Below are 15918 nucleotides of genomic sequence, written 5' to 3' on the forward strand. Positions count from 1 at the left end.
GACAGCGAACCGCCTAAGTTAACAGCGATTCTCTGGCTTAATATCTAGACTAAAGTCGGCTGGCGAGCCTCTCACCACTAAGACACACTTAGACTAAATGTACGAAGTAAGACCTCTGTTTTTGCGTGAAAAATATCGTCTCGCACCTTGGGAGTCTCTATGCCACAACCGTTCGACACCACCTCGCCGCCTTTCAATCGGCTCACCCCAAAGGAAGTAAAGCAGCTTGTTTCTTCTCTCGACGTTTCTTATTTTCGTCGCGGCGACAGTGTCATCGAACAAGATGCAGAAACAACGCACCTTTACATCGTGCTGAAAGGCCGAGTAGAAGAGCTAGACAGTGAAACGAAAGAGGTGTTCGCGCAATACATCAAAGATGACATCTTCGATGCACACGCCGTATTGAGTGGCACCGCCAAACACAGATACAAGGCGCTGGAAGACACGCTTTGCTATGTGCTGCCCAAATCGGTGTTTTTGTCACTGTACGAAAACAACCCGTCATTTGCGGACTATTTTACGGCGAGTTTCAGCCAGCGAAAAAAATTGCTCGAGCACGCGCAAAAACAAAAGAACCTCGCAGAATTCATTCTGACGCAAATCGATGAAACCAATATTCAGCCGATACTCACCTTGCCACACGAAACCTCGATTCATGAGGCGACGTTGATCCTAAAGAAACAGCAGCAAGATTGCGCATTGGTATCACTGGAGGGTAAACCTAACGGTATCGGCATCATTACGCGCACCAACCTTTTGCATGCCATCGTCGAGAGCGCACTTCCAACTGCACACCCCATTGGCGAGGTTGCCACCTCCCCCGTGATAAGCGTGACGTTGGGTGATTACCTGTTTAACGCCATGATTTTGATGACGCGAGACAGAGTAAAGCGCGTCCGTGTTACCCATGAAGATCACACCGTCGGCATGCTCGACATGACACAAGTGTTGAGTTTGTTCTCGACCCACTCCCACGTACTGTCACTACAAATCAATCGCGCATCGTCCATTGAGGAGCTCGCTCAAGCGGCAAATAACCAACAACAACTCGTCGAAACCCTCAGCAACAACGGCATCCATACGCAGTTTGTGATGGAGCTTATCTCTGCGGTGAACGAGAAAATCATCGAGAAAGCCTTTCAACTCACCATTCCAGCACATCGCCATGCACAATGTTGTCTTTTCGTCATGGGATCTGAAGGCCGTGGAGAGCAAATCCTGAAAACAGACCAAGATAACGGACTCATCGTGCAGGACAGTGTGGATTGGCCAAGTGTTCATGACGACATGCAAGCATTCAGCAAAGTGCTTTCAAGATTGGGATACCCCGCATGCCCAGGCCAAGTCATGGTCAGCAACCCCAAATGGGTGAACACAGAGTCAGAATGGAAAAAAAGAGTCCGTTACCTTTCAAAGGTCTCCGACGAAAGTAGCCTCATGGATCTCGCTATCCTTGCAGATAGCCATGCTGTCGCAGGAAATTCCACATTATTGACCGCCATAACCTCGACCTTGGTCGACACTCTGAAGGGGAACATGCTTGCACTCAATACCTTCATTCGTCCCAGTCTCGCGTTTAGCGTTCCCCTTACGTTGTTTGGCGGTCTAAAAGCAGACAAACAAGGGCTCGACGTGAAAAAAGGCGGCATATTCCCCTTGGTACATGGTGTGCGAACGCTCGCGTTGGAATACGGTTTACCTCAAACCAACACCTTCGAACGCTTAACTGCGCTTGTACAAAGCAATGCCATTGATGAAGACACCGCGAATAACCTGACTGAGGCATTGAAACTGTTTGTGAAAACGCGTTTACGCCAACAGCTAGATGACGATGCCGCCCGCAATTTGCTCGACGTCTCGGCCTTACCAAGAACGGAGAGAGACTTGCTGCGTCATAGCTTGAGCGAAGTTAAAGCGTTCAAAGCACGGTTAGCGGCGCATTATCAAGTGAGGGATTAACATGAACCTGCTGCGTCGTCATTGGTATCGCTATCGGTTTAAGCACACTGCCTACGCGTACCTATTCGATAAGCCCACCAATGACGAAGTCGTCTCACTGGATTGTGAAACCACCAGCCTCGATCCGCATAAAGCCGAACTCATCACTATTGCAGCGACGGTGATACGCGGAAACACCATCATTACTAGCCAACCTTTTTCCATATCATTACGCGCGCCGCAAAGCCTCACGGCACAATCGATCGCCATTCATCGTATTCGCCATCAAGATTTGGACAATGGACTGAGCGACCAAGAAGCCATGACGCGGCTGATTGATTTTATTGGCAACCGCCCCCTGGTGGGTTATCACATCCGTTATGACAAATCGATTTTAGATCGCTATGCACACCGTTTATTCGGTTTTCCTCTGCCGAATCAATTAATAGAAGTTAGTCATCTTTATCGAAAACGACTCGAACATATTTTGCCCAATGCCTACTATGATCTGAGTATGGAGGCGATAGGACACCATCTCGATCTACCACTGTCTGGTCGACATGATGCACTTGAGGATGCCATCAGTGCTGCACTCATCTATGTGCGACTGAAGTATGGCGATGTACCAATGCCCAAATCCGTTTGAATAGAACGCAAACTGCCGCATTGAAATGAGAGCGATGCCTCATACCCCAAAGTGCCACATCACAGTTTTCATAGAAAACACAGTCCTCATCCTAAAGTCTAATTGTCGAGAAACCTCAACTAACCGACCTTAGTGGGACTAGGCCACAATATCGCATCCTATTCTTATTTTTCGTGGTCAATAAATGGACATGCCAAAGGCATAACGCAGGAACACAAGGAGAAAGACAATGAGTGAGATCCACCTGCACCCGGTGATGCCGGAAATCGAAGCAAACGCACACGTTAACGATGACAAATATCGCGAGATGTATCAGCAGTCTGTCGTTAACCCAGAAGGATTCTGGCGTGAGCATGGCAAGATTGTTGATTGGATCAAGCCTTTCACCAAGGTCAAGCAGACCTCTTTTGATACAGGCCATGTCAACATCAAGTGGTTCGAAGATGGCACACTGAACGTTTCTGTCAACTGTATTGACCGTCACCTCGAAACCAAAGGCGATCAAGTCGCGCTGATTTGGGAAGGCGACGATCCCGCCGATGATAAAACCCTTACATACAAAGAACTTCACAAAGAAGTGTGTAAGTTCTCCAACGCCCTAAAAAGCCAAGGTGTTCGTAAAGGCGACGTTGTTTGTCTTTACATGCCAATGGTCATGGAAGCGGCAGTTGCCATGCTGGCTTGTACCCGCATTGGCGCCGTTCACACCATCGTTTTTGGTGGTTTCTCGCCAGAAGCACTCGCAGGCCGAATTGTTGATTCAAACGCAAAAGTGGTTATCACCGCTGATGAAGGCGTTCGCGGCGGTCGCGCTGTTCCACTGAAACAAAATGTGGATGCTGCACTGAAAAACCCAGCCGTCACTGGTGTTGAGAAAGTCGTTGTTTACCAACGCACTGGTAACACAGTCGAGTGGCAATCCGATCGCGACGTGTGGTGGCATGAAGCAACGGCTGTCGTTTCAGACAACTGCGAACCAGAAGAAATGAACGCGGAAGATCCGCTATTCATTCTTTACACCTCAGGGTCTACAGGCACACCAAAAGGTGTTCTTCATACGACGGGCGGCTACCTCGTTTATGCCACCATGACCTTTAAATACGTGTTCGACTATCAAGACGGCGAAGTTTTCTGGTGTACCGCGGATGTGGGTTGGATCACTGGCCACAGCTACTTAGTCTATGGACCATTGGCAAATGGTGCGAAAACCATCTTGTTCGAAGGTGTACCTAATTACCCATCAACTGCACGCATGAGCGAAGTGGTTGATAAGCATCAAGTGAACATCCTCTACACCGCACCAACTGCTATCCGTGCATTGATGGCCAAAGGTAACGAAGCGGTTGAAGGCACCAAGCGTGATTCATTGCGTATCATGGGTTCAGTGGGTGAGCCAATTAACCCAGAAGCGTGGGAGTGGTATTACAAAACGATTGGCGACAGCAAGTGCCCAATCGTGGATACCTGGTGGCAGACAGAAACAGGCGGCATCTTGATTTCGCCGTTGCCGGGTGCAACTGCGTTGAAACCTGGATCTGCAACGCGTCCATTTTTCGGTGTACAACCCGCGCTGGTCGACAACATGGGTAACATTGTTGAAGGCGCAACGGAAGGTAACTTGGTCATGCTAGATTCATGGCCGGGTCAAATGCGAACTGTATTTGGTGACCACGAGCGTTTCGAGCAAACCTACTTCTCAACCTTTAAAGGCATGTACTTTACGGGTGATGGCGCGCGTCGTGATGAAGACGGTTACTACTGGATCACGGGCCGTGTTGATGACGTATTGAACGTATCCGGTCACCGCATGGGTACTGCAGAAATCGAATCCGCACTGGTTGCCTTCGATAAGATTGCTGAAGCTGCGATTGTTGGCGTTCCGCACGACATCAAAGGTCAGGCTATTTATGCCTACATCACGCTAAATTCAGGTGAAATCCCAAGTGCTGAGCTGACCAAAGAAGTGAAAAATTGGGTACGTAAGGAGATTGGTCCTATCGCGACACCTGATTTCATTCACTGGACAGATGCGCTACCGAAAACCCGTTCTGGTAAAATCATGCGCCGTATTCTGCGTAAGATTGCTACCGGTGATACAGGTAGCCTTGGTGACACATCAACGCTTGCCGACCCTGGTGTAGTAGATAAACTCATCGCAGAAAAATCTACCGTGGTGTAAACCAAACATCGGCAAGACATGCCTCAAAATGGGTCGCTAAATGCGGCCCTTTTTATGCTTAAACGTCAACGCCACGCCTTTAGGCGGTAACAGCCTTTCTATGATGTTATCCCGCATCCAGTACTGGTGATAAAGCGCAGCAGCAATGTGCACAACAACAGTAAAGGCCAACAATGCACAACTCACTCTGTGTAACGTAAAGAAGTAGGCGTTGATCGCGGGCTCACTGACGATATTGGGAATTTTAAACAACCAAAAAAACCAGAACGGTTCTTTCAGCATCAAAAAGCCCGTCACAAAGACAAAGAACATCAAACTGTAAAGAATACCGTGAACAAACTTGGCAATGTTTCTATCCAGCTCCGTACCAGAAGCCATTGTCTTTACCTTTGGGCGAAATGAACGCCACACCCAACGCACCACGAACAATCCAGCAGCAATGGTCGACAAGGACATATTGATGACAGAGAGAACATGAAAAATCGCGGGGTGTGAGTCGATAACCAAGTGCATGACATAGCCTGCAATGGTCGCATAAATGATGATGAGCGCCATGCTCCAGTGCAGCACTCGGCTGAGGGCATCGTAGCGTTTTTGTATCATAAAGCCTCCTAAGATGACTCGTCGTAAATTCAAACCCTGTGCAGATGACATCACTGCACCATTGTCTGAATTAGCGGGCAATTTAGGAAAAGCTTGATGAGCGCTTTGTTCGAACCTTGCGGTTCTGGGTGATGGGTTCAAAACTGAAGCACAAAAAACACAGATTACAGGGAGCCCTGTGATGTTGTGCCAACGTTGAGATATTTAATGAGAAAGCCCGCAGTACAGGCATTCCATGCGCAACGAAATAGATATACCTGCCGTTTTAAACAACAAACACACTGGTGTCTTAATTAAAAGACACCAAATGTAACGCCTTTGCGAGTCAGATAGATGACTTCTCCAGAACAGCCCTTAATATGTGAGAGCTATCTGGCAGTTTGATGCTTAAGCGTGATTAATTCGTGAACTACTGCGCCGAAACGTCTGTCAGAATCACGTAATCTATAACGTTGAATGTCAAATTATGTCTGATTAGACCAGTATTTTGCTGCCATTTGCGGTGATTTCTCTATAATTGCGTTTTAGTGTGTAGCAGAAGAGCTAAATATCAGGGCTTACTCCCCGATTCACACGAAAACGAAAGATACGGTCTTTTAGCAACAAGAACAGGAACAAAGCGATCAACATGACGACAAATCGCAAAGTTTTACTCATAAACGGCCCTAACTTAAATATGTTAGGCGTTCGAGAGCCTGGACACTACGGACAGCAAACGTTGAAAAGCATTGTCGAGGACATGACATCGCTAGCAACGCAACTCAATATCCAGCTTGATCATGTGCAGTCAAACGCCGAGCATGTCCTGATAGATACCATTCATCAGGCCATGGGCAACACTGATTTCATCATCATCAATCCAGCTGCATTTACGCACACCAGCGTAGCCTTGAGAGATGCCATTCTCTCGGTAGGTATTCCTTTTATTGAGGTACACCTGTCCAACGTGCATGCACGTGAACCTTTCCGTCACCATTCCTACCTATCGGATAAAGCCGTGGGCGTTATTTGCGGATTGGGCGCAGACGGATACGAATTTGCCCTGAAGGCAGCGGCTCGCCGCCTGCAGTCAGATGCCAACTGAACAACAATTTTGAAGAGATAAGACACCATGGATATTCGTAAAATCAAAAAACTGATTGAGCTGGTAGAAGAATCTGGTATTGCTGAACTGGAAATCTCAGAAGGTGAAGAATCAGTGCGCATCAGCCGTGCAGTGGCACCCATTGCAGCACCTGTACAATATGCAGCAGCGCCGGTTCCTGCACCAGTAGCACCTGTACCAGCGGCGGCACCTGCAGCCCCTGTTGAAGCTGCACCAGCAGAAGCCTCTGGTCACAAAGTTCTATCTCCAATGGTAGGTACGTTCTATCGTTCACCAAGTCCAGAAGCAAGCTCATTCGTTGAAGTGGGTCAGCAAGTGAATGTTGGCGATACCCTTTGCATCATCGAAGCGATGAAAATGATGAACCAAATCCAGTCTGATAAAGCGGGTGTGGTTAAAGCGATTTTGTTTGAAGACGGCCAAACCGTTGAATTCGACGAAGCACTTATCATCATCGAGTAATCGAGGACTGCTATGTTAGATAAAATTGTCATCGCTAACCGCGGTGAAATTGCACTTCGCATTCTGCGTGCGTGTAAAGAGTTAGGTATCAAAACCGTCGCGATCCACTCAACAGCGGACCGCGATCTGAAACACGTATTGTTGGCCGATGAGTCGGTTTGTATTGGTCCAGCATCCAGTGTTGAGAGTTACCTAAACATCCCGCGCATTATTAGTGCAGCGGAAGTCACTGGTGCTATTGCGATTCACCCTGGCTACGGTTTCCTTTCGGAAAACGCAGACTTTGCTGAACAAGTTGAGCAATCTGGCTTTATTTTTGTAGGCCCGCGCGCTGAAACCATTCGTTTGATGGGCGACAAAGTGTCAGCCATCAATGCAATGAAAAAAGCAGGCGTACCTTGTGTTCCGGGTTCTGATGGTCCTTTGGACGACGATGAAGCCAAGAACAAAACCTTCGCAAAACGCATCGGTTACCCCGTCATCATCAAAGCGTCTGGTGGCGGTGGTGGTCGTGGTATGCGCGTGGTTCGCTCGGAAGAAGAGCTCACAAATTCTATCGCGATGACCCGTGCAGAAGCGAAAGCAGCCTTTAATAATGACGTTGTTTACATGGAGAAATTCCTTGAAAACCCACGTCACGTTGAAGTACAAATTTTGGCTGATGGCCAAGGCGGAGCAATCCACCTAGGTGAACGTGACTGTTCAATGCAGCGTCGTCACCAAAAAGTGGTTGAGGAAGCCCCAGCACCAGGTATTACGGCAGAAATGCGCAAGTACATTGGTGAGCGTTGCTGCCGTGCATGTGTCGAAATCGGTTACCGCGGTGCGGGTACGTTTGAATTCTTGTATGAAAACGGTGAGTTCTACTTCATTGAAATGAACACCCGTATTCAGGTTGAACACCCAGTCACTGAAATGGTGACCGGCGTTGACCTGATTAAAGAGCAACTGCGCATTGCTGCAGGCCAGCCTTTGTCATTCACGCAAGACGACATCGTTATTCGTGGCCATGCTATCGAGTGTCGTATTAATGCGGAAGATCCAGAGCGTTTCCTTCCTTGTCCAGGCAAGATTGAGCGTTTCCATGCGCCAGGTGGCATGGGTGTGCGTTGGGAATCGCACATTTACTCTGGCTACACCGTACCACCGCACTACGATTCAATGATTGGTAAGCTGATTTGTTTTGGTGAAAACCGCGATGTTGCTATTGCGCGCATGCGTAACGCGTTGCAAGAAACCATCATCGATGGCATCAAAACCAACATTCCACTTCAGCTGGAAATCATGAAAGACGAGAACTTCCAACACGGTGGCGCAAACATCCACTACTTGGAAAAGAAATTGGGTATTCATAAGTAATCACGTATTACTTAGATTCCTCATGTCTCTAAAGGCTGCAGTAATGCAGCCTTTTCTTTTTGTGCTTCTTTTAAAAACAAACACCATCACTGCTCTCACCTCGCCATTAACACATTCCCATTAGCCATTGTTCAGCACCAACACATTCACCTCACTGGCGTTTCTGGCCGCCGCTTCTTTGATAAAGACAGACACACATCTTAACCCCTGCACCTGATAAGGGATTGGGAGTACAATGTGCCCCTTTTCTTCACACTGTATTGTTGCAAACAGACACTGGGAACCACCGTTTCTGTTTTGGAGACGTCTTATGAAGACACTTAGCAGCCGATACCACCAAGCGCACAAAGAAGCGAAATGGGCCATTGCGCTCGCCATTGCTTATTTTGTTTGGTGGTATGCCTCCGCTTATGGACTGGCCCCTGAAGGCATTGAACAAACGCTTCCCACGCTGTATTTCGGCATGCCACTTTGGTTTCTCATGGCATGTGTTATCGGCCCTCTACTCTTTACCGTACTGTGCGCCCTCATGGTGAAGTACCTCTATAAAGATATGCCTCTCGATATCGAACAGGACACGCCCAATGAATAGTCAATTACTCATTCCGATGGTCTTGTATTTGGTGGCCGTGTTCGCATTGGCGATATATTCACGCAGGGAAGGTAAAAAGAGCCAAGGCTTTCTTAACGAATACCTGCTCGGTAACCGCAGCATGGGCGGTTTTGTACTCGCGATGACCTTAGCCGCCACTTACGCAAGTGCCAGCTCGTTCATTGGCGGCCCAGGAGCCGCGTACAAAATGGGGTTAGGCTGGGTGTTGCTGGCGATGATTCAATTGCCTGCCGCTTGGCTTACCTTGGGCGTGCTCGGTAAAAAATTCGCCATTGAGTCTCGTCGTCACAACGCACTGACCCTCAATGACATGCTCTATGCGCGATATAAGAACCGTGCCGTGGTCATTTTTGCTTCCCTCGCGCTCCTACTGGCTTTTTTCGGCACCATGGTGGTTCAATTCGTCGGCGGCGCACGCTTACTGCAAACCGTCACCGGGTTGTCTTACATGCATGGATTGATGCTGTTTGCCTTGACGGTCGGCATATACACCACCATTGGTGGCTTCCGCGCAGTGGTCATGACCGACACCGTGCAAGGCATCATGATGATAATCGGCACCATTGCGCTCTTGGTTGGTATCGTGCATGCAGGTGGCAGCATTGGTGAGATGATGACAGAGCTGCACGCCATCGACCCCGCACTGATCACGCCTTATGGCCCTGATGAATTCCTCTCTCAGCCATTTATGCTCAGTTTCTGGGTCTTGGTGTGTTTTGGGGTTATCGGGCTGCCTCACGCCGCTGTGCGCTGTATGTCGTATAAATCGAGCGGCTCACTGCACAAAGGCATGGTGATCAGCACCGCCATGGTGGCATTCTTAATGCTCGGGATGCACCTCGCTGGCGCGCTCGGTAGAGCCATCGTGCCCGATGTGGCCAACCCAGACCAAATCATGCCCACCTTGATGATGACAGTACTTCCTCCTGTGGTTGCAGGGGTGTTCCTGGCGGGCCCCATGGCAGCGATCATGTCCACCATCGATTCACAGCTGATTCAAGCATCGGCAACCTTGCTCAAAGACTTGTACCTGAACTACATCAACCCGAATGCCGATCGTCAGCCTGAAATAGAACGTAAACTGCCAACCCTGTCTCTGTGGGTTACGGGTATTTTTTCTCTACTGGTCTTCGTCGCAGCCACCAATCCCCCAGACATGATCATATGGCTCAACCTGCTTGCGTTTGGTGGTATGCAGGCTGTGTTCTTATGGCCACTTGTTCTGGGGTTGTATTGGAAAGGCGCAACCTCTGGCGGTGCGATGGCCTCAATGCTAACAGGGCTGGGCAGCTATGCCGGTCTGTCTACCTTCAAGCCGGATATGGCGGGCGTACACGCCATTGTGCCATCGCTTCTCATTAGTCTTGTTGCTTTTGTTACTGTTAGCTTATTGCAAGCAAGGAAGCCTCAGACCGCAAACGCTGTGTAAATCAAGACTCTCACGTGTTCAACATCACGCTAAAAACCAATAACGGGTAGTCTTGCTACCCGTTTTTTTATGCTTTTCTTATCCATGACGAATATCTTGCCTATCCCGAGTGACTACTTTTTATGCTAGACTCCGCCCCCTAAAAATATAGCTAAACGATAAGCGAAGAAACCATGCCTTGGATTCAAATCAAACTGAATGCAACCATCGAGAACGCAGAAACTATCGGTGACATGCTGATGGACGAAGCGGGCGCGTTGTCTGTCACTTTCCTCGACGCGAAAGACACGCCTGTTTTTGAACCTCTTCCAGGTGAAACTCGCCTGTGGGGTGAAACCGATATTCTGGCGCTTTACGATGCAGAAACGGATATGGACGCAGTACTGGCGATCCTAAAAGCAAGCCCACTCCTTGCTAACGACTTTGCCTATAAGGTAGAGCAGCTAGAAGATAAAGATTGGGAACGTGCTTGGATGGACAATTTCAAGCCAATGCAATTTGGTCAGCGTCTTTGGGTTTGCCCAAGCTGGTGTGATGCCCCCGATCCTAATGCGGTGAACATCATGCTCGATCCAGGCCTTGCGTTTGGTACGGGTACACACCCAACCACCGCACTTTGCTTACAGTGGCTAGATGGCCAAGAACTCACAGGCAAAACTGTGATCGACTTCGGTTGTGGTTCAGGCATTTTGTCATTGGCTGCACTTCTTCTGGGTGCAGAGAAAGTGATCGGTATCGATATCGACCCACAAGCACTGCAAGCATCAAAAGACAATGCAGAGCGTAATGGCGTCGCTGACCGTCTTGAGTTGTACCTTCCACAAGATCAGCCAGACAATCTGAAAGCAGAATTCGTGGTAGCAAACATCCTTGCGGGTCCATTACGCGAGCTATCGCCAGTGATCAAAAGCTTGATGATGCCGAACGGTAAACTGGCCATGTCAGGCGTTTTAGATACGCAAGCAGAGTCAGTAGCCGACTGTTATCGCGATGAATTGACCATTGACGACATCATTGTGAAAGAAGAATGGTGCCGTATTACGGGTCAAAAGGCCTAACTCGGTGATAACTGAGCAATTTTTGTACTAAAAAATTGAATTACATGGCTTTTTATAAAATCAAGATAAAACGCTCAAATATTGGCCTTTTCAGACTGGGAAAAAATGCGTAAAATGCGCGCCCTTGCTGACATAGAAGGTAATCCCTTGCAGATCGGACCATACAAACTGGAAAACACCCTTATCGTGGCGCCTATGGCTGGCGTAACTGATAGGCCATTTCGCGAGCTCTGCCTTAGCCACGGCGCAGGTATGGCGGTGAGTGAAATGATGTCTTCCAATCCAGCGATGTGGCACACAGCCAAATCGATGAACCGGATGGTTCATCTCGATGAGAAAGGGATTCGTTCTGTTCAGATTGCTGGTGCAGAACCTACATTGATGGCGGATGCCGCGCGTTACTGTGTTGAGAATGGCGCTCAGATCGTCGATATCAACATGGGTTGCCCGGCAAAAAAGGTCAATAAGAAACTGGCTGGTTCAGCATTGCTGACCCGACCTGACATCATTGAGCAAATCCTGAAAGCAGTTGTTGCAGCGGTTGATGTTCCCGTCACCCTGAAAACACGGACAGGATGGGATCCGGAGAACAAAAATTGCCTCCAGATTGCCAAACTGGCAGAAGACTGCGGCATCCAAGCGTTGGCCCTACACGGTCGTACACGCGCTTGTATGTATAAGGGGGAAGCTGAGTACGACAGCATTCGTGCCGTTAAAGAGGCTATTTCTATTCCCGTTATCGCCAACGGAGATATTGATACCCCTCAGAAAGCGAAACACGTGCTGGAATACACAGGTGCAGATGCCTTGATGATCGGTCGCCCTGCACAAGGGCGTCCATGGATTTTCCGAGAAATCCAACACTACCTCGACACTGGCGAAGAACTTGCTGCTCCGCCAATGGAAGAAGTAAAAGCAATTTTGTTAGGTCATGTTCAAGAGCTGCACCAGTTTTATGGTGAACTCAAAGGACTGCGTATCGCACGTAAACACGTGGGATGGTACCTGAAAGAACATGACGTAATTGGCGATTTTCGCCGGACTTTCAACGCAATCGAAGACGCCAACCAGCAGATCGATGCGCTGCAAGATTATTTCGTAAACGTTGCATAAAATACGAGAAGAGCTGACAGAGTATGTTCGAACAAAACCTGACTTCAGAAGCATTGACAGTGACTACTGTGACTTCGCAAGATCAAATCACCCAGAAGCCACTGCGTGACTCAGTAAAAGCCTCCCTGAAAAACTACCTAGCGCAGTTGAATGGACAGGAAGTCAATGACCTGTACGAGCTGGTACTGGCAGAAGTTGAGCAGCCACTGCTAGACACCATCATGCAGTACACGCGCGGTAACCAAACTCGCGCAGCAACCATGATGGGTATCAACCGTGGTACTCTGCGTAAGAAACTGAAAAAATACGGCATGAACTAAGTTCGGCCATATAAACAGTTTTAAAACAAAGGCCAAGCTTCTGAAGTTTGGCCTTTGTTGTTTCTCCCCTCCGAAAAGCACCACTCTCTCTTTGATTTTTCTCTTCTAATTGGACGTGATGAGCAACGCTGAACCCTGCATTTTGATATGGTTTGGGTATATACTCTTCCCCTAAATCGCTCGGCCTTTACGTATGATTGGAGAGACACAAATGGGGCACACCAACGCCACCAGCAACACCCAAAAGATGGGCAACCAGGGTAAACCCGCCATCTTACATATCTGTCTTTCTACAGGCTGGGGCGGGCTTGAAATGTACCCTTCACGAATGGGTAAAGAGTTTATCGACAAAGGCTACCGCGTATTCGGGTTGGCATCAGAAAACTCACGTGTTGCCAATGCGATGAAAGAGGCGGGCATCGACGTGTTTACCGTGCCAAAGAAAGCGGCCTTATTTGGCCCCACACTTTTCGCGCTCAACAAATGGCTCAAAGCAAACAACGTTCAGATCGTCCATTGCCACAAATCCGGCGATATCCTGATTTCAGCATTGTTAAGTCTTCTCACTCGCCGGCATACCCTGTTTACCGAGCACATGGGCGTTAAGCGCCCGAAAAAAGATATCTACCACCGTTGGGTATATGGTCATGTTGATCAGGTGCTTTCAATCAGCAACGAAACCTACCAACGCAATATCAAAGCGCTCCCTGTCGTCGAAAACAAAATCGAGAGGCTATGGCTAGGCACCTACATTGAGAAGAAAACCTTCGATGAAGAAAATCGCCCCCACCTTTTAGCGGACGAATACGGTCTTTCTCATGACACCACCTTTATCGGTTCAGTTGGCCGTATTTGTGATGGCAAAGGTCAGGCTGATTTACTGGCAGGGTTTGAATTGATCGCGGCTGATTATCCCAATACGCACTTGGTATTGATTGGTGGGCTCAACCCTGATGAAGGCGCAGATGAAGATTTTTCTAACAAGCTGCAAGAGAAAGCCAAGTCTTCCGTTTTTGCAGACCGCGTGCATCTTGCTGGGTACCGTAAAAACGTACCAACACTGCTAGAAGAAATTCAGATTGTCTGTCTACCCTATTGGAATGAAGCATTTGGTTTAACGGCGATTGAAGCCATGGCCCAGCATTGCGCCATCGTGGCATCAAATACAGGGGCGCTACCTGAGATATTGGAAGAAACAGGCGTGTATTGCGCACCTCAAGATCCGCAGTCTATTGCCGCAGGGCTGAAGCAGTACTTAGATGATCCCGCGTTAATGGCGAAAAATGCACAAGAAGGATATTTACGCGCTGTTGAGCATTTTTCGATGCAAGGGCACGCAGACAAGCTTGAAGAGATCTATTTGAGAGGCATTTAGCCCTACAATGATTGCCTAAGGTAGAAGCCGACGCTCACTGGTTGAGCATAAAAAAGCGCCAGCAACGGCGCTTTCACTTCATCGCTTATTTTGTTAATCAAACAAGTGCGTACCATGTGTTATCGCGCCACCAGCGCGAATAGCGGCAGCAATATGCACCACTTCCGCAAACTCTTCTGCCGTTGCACCCGCTTTCAAGGCGGCCCCCTTGTGAGCCTCAATGCAATAGACACATTGCGTTGTTAACCCCACAGCAATAGCAATAAGTTCCTTATACTTTTTAGGGATTGCCCCATCCGCCAGTGCGGCATTGTCATACTGCCAAAATCCATCCGTCGCCGGTTTCGCATGATCTTTCAGTTTTGATAATTTCTTTAGGTTGTCCATATTATGCATTGGTAACTTCTCCACGTTTTTATTATCGGTAGGGTGTTAAGAGCAGGATTGGCTACTCACCTAAGGCAATTTAATCGGGGTAAAGCGAAAAGACGACGGAGAATACCTGTGCAGTAGGAGAACAATTCCTTTACTGAATTTAACGTATGCAGAAAATATGAAGACAAAAAAAGCGCCCTAAAAGGCGCTTTTCTTTCATGATAACAACCACCTAAACGATGAGGCGATCACTCGTTACAGATACTCACAAAGGTATGCAGTAGTTTGTTCAACTTTCACTTGGAAAGAAGACTCACCAGGGACTTCAAAGTCATCACCCGCGCCGAAGGTTTCCCATTCGATGTGGCCCGGAAGCTTAACGGTAAGCTCGCCTTTAACCACTTTCATGCGCTCTGGTGCTGCAGTACCAAACGTGTACTCACCCGCTTCCATTACGCCTACGCTCAATGGACCTTTGTTTTCAAAGCTGATGGACTTCACGCCACCATCAAAATATTCGTTAACCTTTAACATCTTTGTCCTTACTTCTCTTGTGATGTACCCACTGATGGCAAGGTGTGTTTTTTCACTGCGCGCTATTCAGGGTACGTATCCTTTCGGTTTCCTTGACGCTACCACACTCTTTTTACGTTCCCAAACACTATTTAGGTCTCATGACGAAGAGAACCAAATCAGAGTCTTAGGCTGTATCACATATTTTATACACGTGGTATTCGCTGCATGTGCCAGACTTACCAGTCACGCGCGTTTTCATTAACAAGGAACCCACAATGTCACAAGTTACATTTCACGGACAGCCTCTTCCACTCTCTGGTTCACTCCCTGCGACGGGCGCCCCTGCACCCGGTTTTTCACTGACGGCAGGCGATCTGTCTGATCTCACACTAGAAAGTCTGCGTGGCAACAAAGTCGTGCTCAACATTTTCCCAAGCATTGATACACCAACGTGTGCGACTAGCGTGCGTGCATTCAATGAAAAAGCGGCCTCCACCAGCAATACCAAAGTGGTGTGCATCTCTGCCGATCTACCGTTTGCTGTGAGCCGTTTTTGCGAGCTAGAAGGTTTGAACAACGTTCAGCATGCTTCAACGTTTAGAAGCCCTGCGTTTCTAAAAGACTACGGCCTTTTGATTGCTGAAGGACCACTACGTGACTTAGCCGCGCGCGCTGTCGTGGTGTTGAACGAAGGTGGTGTAGTTACCTATGTTGAGCTGGTCGGCGAGCTGGGTGATGAGCCAAACTATGACGCTGCACTCGCGGCGCTGTCTGCGTAATGTTGCTTTAACGCATTCAACACAAAAGCGAGCTTAATGAGCTCGCTT

16 protein-coding genes are annotated in these 15918 nt (G+C 48.4%); 13 read left to right on the forward strand and 3 right to left on the reverse strand.

Annotation, left to right across the window (positions count from 1 at the left end; translation table 11 throughout):
- Nucleotides 1–159 precede the first annotated feature (159 nt).
- From BM082_RS18095 to acs, 3 genes are all read left to right on the forward strand, one after another.
- Nucleotides 160–1959, forward strand: a complete 1800-nt coding sequence (locus tag BM082_RS18095; RefSeq protein WP_074928061.1) for a DUF294 nucleotidyltransferase-like domain-containing protein — start codon at nt 160–162, stop codon at nt 1957–1959.
- 1 nt (nt 1960) lies between these two features.
- A complete protein-coding gene (locus BM082_RS18100; RefSeq protein WP_017007878.1) occupies nt 1961–2584 on the forward strand; it encodes a 3'-5' exonuclease in 624 nt (207 codons plus the stop codon).
- A 229-nt stretch (nt 2585–2813) separates the two neighbouring features.
- Nucleotides 2814–4763: an acetate--CoA ligase gene (acs, locus tag BM082_RS18105; protein ID WP_017007879.1), complete on the forward strand. Its 1950-nt coding sequence runs from the start codon at nt 2814–2816 to the stop codon at nt 4761–4763.
- Between the two features lie 36 nt (nt 4764–4799).
- Here the strand turns inward: acs and BM082_RS18110 are convergent, their stop codons facing one another.
- On the reverse strand, nt 4800–5366 hold the full coding sequence (locus BM082_RS18110; protein WP_017016961.1) for a cytochrome b: 567 nt from the start codon (nt 5364–5366) through the stop codon (nt 4800–4802).
- 628 nt (nt 5367–5994) lie between these two features.
- On the opposite strand from BM082_RS18110, the gene aroQ reads away from it, so the two are divergent.
- The 9 genes from aroQ to BM082_RS18155 all read left to right on the forward strand — a co-directional run bounded on the left by aroQ (nt 5995) and on the right by BM082_RS18155 (nt 14200).
- Entirely contained in the window at nt 5995–6450 is a 456-nt protein-coding gene (gene aroQ, locus BM082_RS18115) for a type II 3-dehydroquinate dehydratase (protein ID WP_017007881.1), read from the forward strand.
- Between the two features lie 27 nt (nt 6451–6477).
- Nucleotides 6478–6933, forward strand: a complete 456-nt coding sequence (accB, locus tag BM082_RS18120) for an acetyl-CoA carboxylase biotin carboxyl carrier protein (RefSeq protein WP_074928063.1) — start codon at nt 6478–6480, stop codon at nt 6931–6933.
- Nucleotides 6934–6945: 12 nt separating this feature from the next.
- Entirely contained in the window at nt 6946–8292 is a 1347-nt protein-coding gene (accC, locus tag BM082_RS18125; protein WP_017007883.1) for an acetyl-CoA carboxylase biotin carboxylase subunit, read from the forward strand.
- Nucleotides 8293–8602: 310 nt separating this feature from the next.
- A complete protein-coding gene (locus BM082_RS18130) occupies nt 8603–8884 on the forward strand; it encodes a YhdT family protein (protein ID WP_017007884.1) in 282 nt (93 codons plus the stop codon).
- Complete coding sequence (gene panF / locus BM082_RS18135) at nt 8877–10334, forward strand: sodium/pantothenate symporter (protein ID WP_017014475.1); 1458 nt, start codon at nt 8877–8879, stop codon at nt 10332–10334. Before BM082_RS18130 ends, panF begins: the two co-directional genes overlap by 8 nt.
- A 173-nt stretch (nt 10335–10507) precedes the next feature.
- Complete coding sequence (gene prmA / locus BM082_RS18140; protein ID WP_017014474.1) at nt 10508–11392, forward strand: 50S ribosomal protein L11 methyltransferase; 885 nt, start codon at nt 10508–10510, stop codon at nt 11390–11392.
- 147 nt (nt 11393–11539) lie between these two features.
- On the forward strand, nt 11540–12505 hold the full coding sequence (gene dusB / locus BM082_RS18145) for a tRNA dihydrouridine synthase DusB (protein WP_026024948.1): 966 nt from the start codon (nt 11540–11542) through the stop codon (nt 12503–12505).
- A 23-nt stretch (nt 12506–12528) separates the two neighbouring features.
- Nucleotides 12529–12825, forward strand: a complete 297-nt coding sequence (gene fis, locus BM082_RS18150) for a DNA-binding transcriptional regulator Fis (RefSeq protein WP_002542007.1) — start codon at nt 12529–12531, stop codon at nt 12823–12825.
- A gap of 211 nt (nt 12826–13036) precedes the next feature.
- Nucleotides 13037–14200 (forward strand): glycosyltransferase family 4 protein, encoded by a 1164-nt coding sequence (locus tag BM082_RS18155; protein ID WP_017016958.1) that lies wholly within the window; start codon nt 13037–13039, stop codon nt 14198–14200.
- Nucleotides 14201–14293: 93 nt separating this feature from the next.
- On the opposite strand, the gene BM082_RS18160 is transcribed toward BM082_RS18155, so the two are convergent.
- Both BM082_RS18160 and ppnP read right to left on the reverse strand, forming a co-directional pair.
- Nucleotides 14294–14596 carry a carboxymuconolactone decarboxylase family protein gene (locus BM082_RS18160; RefSeq protein WP_017007889.1) on the reverse strand — a complete coding sequence of 101 codons (303 nt, stop codon included), beginning with the start codon at nt 14594–14596 and terminating at the stop codon, nt 14294–14296.
- Nucleotides 14597–14830: 234 nt separating this feature from the next.
- Nucleotides 14831–15109: a pyrimidine/purine nucleoside phosphorylase gene (gene ppnP, locus BM082_RS18165; RefSeq protein WP_017007890.1), complete on the reverse strand. Its 279-nt coding sequence runs from the start codon at nt 15107–15109 to the stop codon at nt 14831–14833.
- A 257-nt stretch (nt 15110–15366) separates the two neighbouring features.
- Here ppnP and tpx point away from each other — a divergent pair, with 257 nt between their 5' ends.
- Nucleotides 15367–15870 (forward strand): thiol peroxidase, encoded by a 504-nt coding sequence (tpx, locus tag BM082_RS18170; RefSeq protein ID WP_074928065.1) that lies wholly within the window; start codon nt 15367–15369, stop codon nt 15868–15870.
- Nucleotides 15871–15918 lie beyond the last annotated feature (48 nt).

It is taken from the genome of Enterovibrio norvegicus DSM 15893 (genome assembly GCF_900115495.1).
GTDB classification, from domain to species: domain Bacteria; phylum Pseudomonadota; class Gammaproteobacteria; order Enterobacterales; family Vibrionaceae; genus Enterovibrio; species Enterovibrio norvegicus.